The organism is Piscirickettsia salmonis LF-89 = ATCC VR-1361, assembly GCF_000297215.2.
GTDB classification, from domain to species: Bacteria; Pseudomonadota; Gammaproteobacteria; order Piscirickettsiales; family Piscirickettsiaceae; genus Piscirickettsia; species Piscirickettsia salmonis.
Window position 1 is genome coordinate 11,047 of record NZ_AMFF02000010.1, and the last position, 8,474, is coordinate 19,520.

Here is an 8,474-nt window from a genome sequence, read left to right on the forward strand (position 1 = left end):
TCTTTATTCATTCCTGATGAAATCCCTGTATCTATCAGATTTCATTATACATTGTTTATCATGTCAGTGCGTAAGGTGAGTCTATAATCTTAATAAGTTAAGCCGCATCGACAGCTCCGAAAATCACCCTCCGTCTCCCAACACTCCACATTAAATTCAGTAATACCTTCTAGAACCTGAACACCCTTAAAAATATAATTTATCTTATAAAAATCAACAATAATAGAATTATAATTCTACTTTATGAATGCTTTCATAGTTATTTAATATACAATTAATTTTTAATTAACTAAAAAATCAACAAATGGCCATACTTAAGCATCTCCATTGCCATTATATTTAATATAAAAAGTTATTAATTAAGCAACACATTGCTTTATGCTCAGAATTTAGCTGAATATTTCAGCATTTTATAAAAACACCTATTAAATTTCATAGATAAGCTACAAGTATATTAACGCTCCTCTGGATAAATCCTCATCAATTCTTTAATTTATTCTCATCTTAATTACAAAACTGATATATAAACAACTTATAAATTAATACATACAATTACCGTAAATTAACATAAACATCATAATTTATAATATTTTCCCAATTATACTAGAATTGTTTTTGGTTAAAATAAATTTAATTTTAAACATAAACTTACATTAAAAATATTGAATGGATACTGAATGGAATTAATAAAAAAAATAATAGCAAACAACCTGCAGTGCATGCCATCTAATACTTAAACATCACTTAGAATCGTGTTCTGACAAAATAAAGCCATATTGAGACTTAATTTATTAATTAATTAATAAATATTAAATTTTATTAAAAAACTAATATTAACTAAATATTACATAATAAAAATTTAATTTTAAAAGGAAAAACACAAACAAAACCATTAATACCAAACTGTTAATTCAACAATATACACCAAATTATAGAAAAAAATAATACTGGAGATTATACCATGCCTAGACCTAGACCGAGAAGAACTACCCATCAAAGCAGAAGAGCAGCACCGCCCCAAACTCAACCTAGAGCTCTTTACTGTGTTCCAAGAAAGCGTCCCTCTACTAAAGCGATGGGAAGCACGGAACACAACCCATTTTTTGAACTTCTACAACAAAAAATAGGGCTTTTTCAGCAAAACCCACTTTATATCGATATTACCAAACCGAAGAGTTATAAAGATGGTGGAAATGACGCAAAATATATTATGATGCATGTTAAAAGCCAAACTCCAGGGGTATTCAATGCTCACGTCTCTGTCGTTTCATTTTTTGATCCTCGTTCTCAAGATATTGGAAAAGTTCGACCATTAGAGCATCATTTACATTTAAGCGTAAGGTATCAAGGTCAAAGCGAAGAAAGCCCACGTATAGTCAGAGTTTACTTAAAGCATCGGCAAGGAAAAAACCCTAAATGTAAATATGTAGATAATAGTGGTAAGCCACCGCTAGATCCAGAAACACAAGCTCAAATCAAAGAAGATGCAATCAAATTTGCGCAACCACTACTAGAGTTAATGGATGAACAAATTAATGACTTAGAAAGAAGAGTCGCTGATCTAAAAGAAAGAACAACCATTCTCAATAGTCAATTAGCCAGGGCAACAGAACCCGATCAAAAACTTGATCTGGTAAGAAAACTTTATGCTCTACACCAGAAAGGGCTGAAAATACTAACCAGCCCTCACTACAGACAGCTAACACTTATTAGGGATAATCATACAAGCAGTACCGATGCAGAAGGCTTCCACACTCCAGGACGCTCTACCAAAAATAGACACGATAGAATACTTTTTGAGGTTTTAAAACGACGGATACCTATCCTCAGACAAGCGGTTACACAGTTAGAATCTGAGGCCGCAGTAAAAAGTCAGGCCTCAGCAACCAACCTCCCTGCAAAACCTAGAAGAAATAATAAAAAGCACAAAAAGACGCAAGCAGGTAAAAGGCAAACACAACCTGAAAAGCCTCGAGTAAAAATAGCAGAGGACCCATTAGCAAGCTATCTCAAAAAAGCAAACAATTGGACTCAAGCCTTAACCCAAGCATGGGATGCATTCGCAGAAAATGACCAAGCACACTGGCATCACTCTTTACAAGATGAAGTATTTACAAACCAATGCATATTATTTGATGCTGATTCTGAAACCTTAAAGGCATTATGTCAGCCAGAAAATATAGACTTTCTTAGAGATCTATTGTACTCACAAAGGGAAGCACTGACTAGCGGTATAGATGATAATCCCGAGACTCTTATCACCATTTTTAAAGAACTCATTCGCGCAAGAAACCTTGATGGGATATTCGCACTAAATGATGAACTAAACTTAAATGCAGATGATTTTCTTTTTAGGCATACAAGAAAAAGCCTTATACACCATATGACTGATTTTGCTGCTCAAGATGATAACGAGAAATCTCATGTCCAGTCATTCTCTAGCTTATGTAACCGAGGATTCCCCTTACCACATATTGGAAAAGGCTGCCGTACAGATTACAATGGGTATTCTTTCAATTTCTCAGGCTTAGCCTATGCAGCACATTTCAGCTTATTCGAGCTGGCTGAGGCTTATAGTACGAAAGCAGGAGCTGTTGACCAACTTTGTAAGAGCCAGCGACGTACTGCTAACCGTCAACGACGTGTTAGCCGCTCACAACTACTATCTGCCTTTGATTTTACTGCCATTGCCACACTTGAGCATGGAGAATCACCGGAAAAATCTCGTGCACGGATTGCCCTTGCCAGCACCCATACTCCAGATATACAACAACGTACCCTCGATAGATTGGGACGGATCTTCGTACAGTATATAAATAAAGAGACAAAGGCAGAGGATAAACTACAAAAAACGTTAAGCCTTCTTAACATTCTTTCTGAATATACCTTTATACACCTACCAAAAAACCTATCTAAAAAAGAGCTCCAAAAGCATATATTCTCTGAACTTCAAACAGCACAAACAAAGTACCAACAAGCAAAGGATAAGCAAAACCCAGAAAATATGTCTAAATCTTACATATTGGGAGCCGTTGCTTGGTATACACTACACAGACTTAATTTAAATATTGTGGAGACAGAGGAAAGCGCGATGCAACTGTTTTCAAGAGTAACGGATTCAGCTAAAAATCTATTTTCCAATCCTGAAAAGCGTTATCAACACAAAATACACTTGGTCCAAGAAACAGGTGCCATAGACTTTGATCCTATTTTTACCGATCCCACCTTCACCAACTATATTATTTCAAAAAAAATTCTTCAATTAAGCCCAAGCCACATTACTAGCCCGAGATATACCTTAAGTGCATTAATGAAAGCAGAAACAGCATGGACATCAAAAAGATTTAAAAATTTAAGGCATGCAAAAGCACAGCATGAGGCACAAACACCCATTCACCAAGAACCTTCTTCACTGGCTGCTCATGCAGGACAAGAACCTCAAAAACCAAGAGACATCTCTCATCTATTCCTTGATAACCACGCAGCAGATAATGCTCAACAACCAGGAAGCTGGAGTGATGCCCTGCCAAGCCTTGGAGGTTGTCATGTTCTATGAGTTGAGTTATTCCTGTGTCACTCAGAACTTCGCTTGACATATATTAACTTGTTGATAACAGATAAACACCCTCTTGGCCATTACTAAACTGCACACTAACAGCAAGCTGATCGCGTGTTACACTCGCATCGCCAACATTAACAGCAATCACACGCTGCTTATCCAGATATTCCCCAGGAATCAATAACGGAGTCACATTAACCACCCCATTGGTGATGCTGGCTTTGTACACCCCCATTTGCTGAGGCGCACTTGCGGTATTTGCCACAAAAATAAAACTCGCTTGATCCTGAGAAGCTTTCAATAATAATGGCGTTTTAAAATGTAAAAATTCGAAACCTGATACTTTTTGCCATGTTAATAGCGCAGGCTTATCATTAAACCCCTTAACATTGATATATACGCCGGTTTGAGGAATCAGTGCTTGCTTAGAGAGCTGTTTATTTGCAGTTGTAATCATACTCATCTGCGTACCAAAACGGCCATAGCTCATTTGTCCAAGCTTCACTGAAATTTTTTCACCGCTGATATTATTGTAATATTCAGGACTTAAACGCCGAAAGCTACCATAACCTTCAAAGGCATACACTCCCTCTTGACCACCAGCATCATCTGCAGTAATGGCAAAGCTCTGACCTGAAAAACTTAAGTTGCGTAAATTCCTTAAAAATACACCCTGTGCATTTTGTACAGGAATCGCAGTGCGTAATCCCGTCAAGATATCATAACGATATAAAAACTGTTCTTGATCAGCTGTCGCTAAAAAATAAATAGCATCATCAAGAACATTGGGGTGAGAGAACTGGCCAAAATATTCACTTCCTCCCACGTGCACACGATTTTCTGTCGTTGCAACTCGGTGTACTTGCCATCCTGTATCTACTTTTTGCGCATAAAATAAACCCGTTGCCCCATTAGTTAACTCAGCAAGAAAAGCAACATATCCTAGGGCAACACTCGGCTGATCGCTGTTGGTCGTCATAAAACGACTAAAGTGCAGCCCAGATAACTCGATAATACTAGACTGTAAAGAAACTACTTGCTCTGGCGCTAACCAACGACCCTGCTCTTGGCTGACCTGATAAATCACAGGTTCCCCACGATAATTTTGACTCACATAAACAAGCTGCTTACCATTATCGCTAAAATTCACACTCATATAAGGCTGCTGCCCTCGAGTCACTAAGGCTCCATTCACAATACTGCTATTATTTGGAATTTTGCCCTGCACAGAAGAAGAGTTAAGCGCACTGTAATACGATGAATTTTGCTCGGGTACTTTAGTGCAACCGGCAATAAATAAGAGAAATAGCAGATAAACAGCAAATTGCTTCATTGGTATTTTTCCTCTTCTACCTGTTAGAAAAATGAAAGGTTTTGGGTCCTACCTTACCATTCATTATACCTATGAAATAGCAAAATGCGGCAAAAACAAAAAAATAATAAGACAAGAAACACACTTGCCTTAAGATTAACCTTATTTAACTCACATTAAGTTAATCAGCAGTTACTCAGTTTGAAGCAGTCTGGAATTTAAATATAATAGCCTATAACCACTTCAAACCATTTACCTAGAGTGCTTCACTGACCACATGATCAAACCTGACACCACTATTTATTTTTCCACCACCTTGTAAGGCCGTAAACAAGTAGGCATCATAATCATCTGCATTTTCTGGTCTCAGCTCTGTCTTACCATCGAGCTTAAGCAATACCTGATGCAATACATCATCACTGACACCTTCCTCTACTGCCTCAGGTATCGTCAACCACCGCCCATCACACTTATTACACACTCTCGACGTTAATAAGCCATCAATCAACTGTGCTGCACGAACAAAATCACAACGGCTAAACTTATAGGCTGTCGACATATCATGGGTATTTTTAATCCAAGCTTCCACGGCACCAACAAGTTTAGGGTAATCCTCCTCAATGCCCAATATTCTTATCTCACTCTTTATAATATCCTGACAGATCGACACCCGGCTAGATTTCATATAGGCTTGGCCCTTATCAAGATAACCATCAATAATTCTATTTGCTAATGAACGTTCATTCCAAGCAGTAAAGCGCCGCTTACCATCTCTTAGAATAAAGACAATATTAGCTCCCACACCACTACCACATTCTTGCTTAATTTTTTTATAGCGCTTTAAACTTAATGAGTTGTCTTTATCATAACTTTTCTCAGAGCCTTTTGCAGAGCCTCCATTCAAATAAAGCTGGCGCTTTTCTTCCGGCGTTAATCGCTGTGATTTACCATGCGATGCAGTAACTTGCCCCTGCCCTTCTTTAAGCTCAACTGCCACCACATTTTCACTCAGACCTTCACTTGTTCCCTGTCGCTGCGTGTTCTTTTCTGCTACCACGTTAAGTGCACTTTTTAAACTTTCTAGCTCTTCGCGTAACCTCTTAAGCTCATCTTGGGCTTCGCTCTCACTGAATTGAAGCTCATCTCCTCCAGGCGCCAGCTCCTCAGATTTGCTCGCTATTGAGTCATCCACTTGGGCTTCTACGCTCGCTTCATATGCTGCAAATACCCCAAGAGTACCCTGAACGCTCGTTAAAAATTTCTTACAAAATTTTTCTCCTTTTTTGCCAAGTTTCTTTTTAACAATAGTGTTAAGATCTGAAGATGCTTTCTTAAAGCCCTCAATTTCGGCAAGAGATGCCAAGCTAAACTCCCCTGTTAACTGATCCATTAAATGACCAAAGCATTTTTTTACAAGAGCAATAAGCTGTGACTTATCACTACCAGTTAATTTTACCTCACTCGCTGAGCTATTAAACTGCAGATCAAGCAGTTTGTTCAAACTTCTTACTTTGCCAAGCTGTGTGGTGGTATATTCAGGTAACTCTAAACTATATTGAGCACGCAGCACCTCAATATTTTCATTTAATTTCTGTTCAATATCCCTATCTTCCGTAACTAACGCATTATAGTTTTCAGTTGATGATCTCGTTACACTCTGATATTCATAACCAAGAGTACTCCTAGACTGATCAAAATCATCAAGTGCTTTATAAATATCTAATTCCTTATAAGCACATTGACGCCCCTTGTAACTTCTAATTGCTTGTAACTGAGATTCTGCTTCTTTAGCTTTTTCATTTATCTTCCTGCTAAGTTTAGCTAAAGTTGCATACAGCTTTTCATAGAGTTTTTCATTGTAAATCATTAGACTGCCACGCATGACAGCATGTAAAGCCACCGTACGGGATAATGAAGCAAATTGAGAGTACATTCCTGCAAGATCAAGCAAAGCATCAATAGACTGCAACCTTTCAGTCTTCTCTGCAGAGTCGATAGCAACTATATTAAGCTTAACACTTTTCGGATTAACAACTAAATCTGATGTCTGATAGGGTTTTAAACACCATCTCATTCTAGCAAAACCATCTGCCCTTTTAGAACGAGTGCCCTCATCATCATTCATACCAGGCACCAGCTGCATGTCTGTAGACTGAAACATAGCAGCAACTGATTTAAAACGAGCATTGTAAGGATTATCACCCATTACCATACTGCTAGCAACCCGCATTGCAGATAGCGAGGAATGCTGACGACGAATAATGCCATTAGCAAGGTCGGCTGGATCAGCAGTACGAATAGCAGAGTGCTTATCTACGTGTGTCATAAGCATACATGCTAACTTCAAAGAATTCTCCGCAGCTCCTTTCGCATGACCATGCATAAGTTCAAAGCGTTGCTGTGCACTTAAATTATGACTTAACTGCATTAAGTGCTTTTCTGCAGCATCTAAATAAACTAGAGCTCCAGCGACAAAATCTTGACGACGCTTCGCTTTTGGCATTTTAGAAAATTCACCCAAAAACTCCTTAAGTCCAGCAAGGGCATTCACTTCTTCAGGTTTACCAGTAAAATCCTGCATACAATTGATTAACAAATAGTGCACATAATTTAACGTGGTAGAAAGTGCATCAGAGGACTTAGATTTGAAAATTAAAACACCTTGAAGTCTTAACTCAAAGTATTGATTAAGTTCAGTAGCAGCCCTTACTAATTTATCTCGGTATTCATATGAGCCATCCGAGCGCACTTTAATTTTTAGACTATCAACTTTAAGAGATTGACTCATATAGTAAGATGCTTTCGGTGATCCTTTAGATTCGAAAGGCGCAGGTAAATTGACCTGGGGGCTATTGCCACTAGAAACCCCTTTTAAATATTTACTATATAAGCTCATTACCTTTTCAATGGTATTCTGCTCATTTTGATCTGTTATTGCTTCATAAGCTATTTTTGCTGCAGTTGCTCCAACTTTAACAACAGTTTCTACATTATCAGCTTCCAATAAAGGCATAGCAACCTCCTTAAAGTCAATACTGATGACATACACCAGATTTAAAAATATAATATTCTATTCATTTAACATTTTATATTTACACATTTATTACATTGCAACAATCAAAATAAATAACAATATTTTTATATTTTTATAAAAAATAAAATATTCAATTTATAGTCAAATTGTAAATTTAAACTTCAAGATAAATTACCCTAAGGGAAAATTCAGGACACATAGAAACCATCACAAAGCTTTAACCAACCTGCAGAAAATTATTTTTTAACAGGATAAATCCTTATTTTTTCCAATTTTTCTAAAAATTTAAGCTAAATTTTCACAGTTTCTCCCGAGAAATTCTTGCACAGAAAGTAGCAGATCACTTTTTCATGCTATCTCGCCAATAAAAATATTCTTTAAACTTTGTTTTTTCTAGACCTCAAACCTGAACTACTAAACATTATATAACGTGAGGATTACCACCCACTCATCTCATGCTTTGAATTTCATGACTCCCAGCAGTAGATTCTCTTGTGTGTTGCCCATAAAATGGGAAAGCCATATTTTTAGGGAAAGCGCTAACACAGGACTCGTAAGCGTCGCTACCT

The 8,474-nt window shown here is 37.4% G+C and carries 3 protein-coding genes; 1 reads left to right on the forward strand and 2 read right to left on the reverse strand.

All coding sequences use genetic code 11. The features are described 5' to 3' along the window. Positions 1-961: 961 nt before the first annotated feature. Entirely contained in the window at positions 962-3,556 is a 2,595-nt protein-coding gene (locus C200_RS01035; RefSeq protein WP_033923637.1) for a hypothetical protein, read from the forward strand. A gap of 43 nt (positions 3,557-3,599) precedes the next feature. Here the strand turns inward: C200_RS01035 and C200_RS01040 are convergent, their stop codons facing one another. Further along, on the reverse strand, positions 3,600-4,892 hold the full coding sequence (locus C200_RS01040; protein ID WP_016211092.1) for a hypothetical protein: 1,293 nt from the start codon (positions 4,890-4,892) through the stop codon (positions 3,600-3,602). 235 nt (positions 4,893-5,127) lie between these two features. Beyond that, positions 5,128-7,884 carry a hypothetical protein gene (locus C200_RS01045; RefSeq protein ID WP_051307348.1) on the reverse strand — a complete coding sequence of 919 codons (2,757 nt, stop codon included), beginning with the start codon at positions 7,882-7,884 and terminating at the stop codon, positions 5,128-5,130. Between the last annotated feature and the right edge of the window lie 590 nt (positions 7,885-8,474).

Bases quoted from the DNA above. Each gene is read 5' to 3' on its own strand.
- C200_RS01040 (WP_016211092.1), bottom strand. From the start codon at position 4,892: ATGAAGCAATTTGCTGTTTATCTGCTATTTCTCTTATTTATTGCCGGT.
- C200_RS01035 (WP_033923637.1), top strand. From the start codon at position 962: ATGCCTAGACCTAGACCGAGAAGAACTACCCATCAAAGCAGAAGAGCA.
- C200_RS01045 (WP_051307348.1), bottom strand. From the start codon at position 7,884: ATGCCTTTATTGGAAGCTGATAATGTAGAAACTGTTGTTAAAGTTGGA.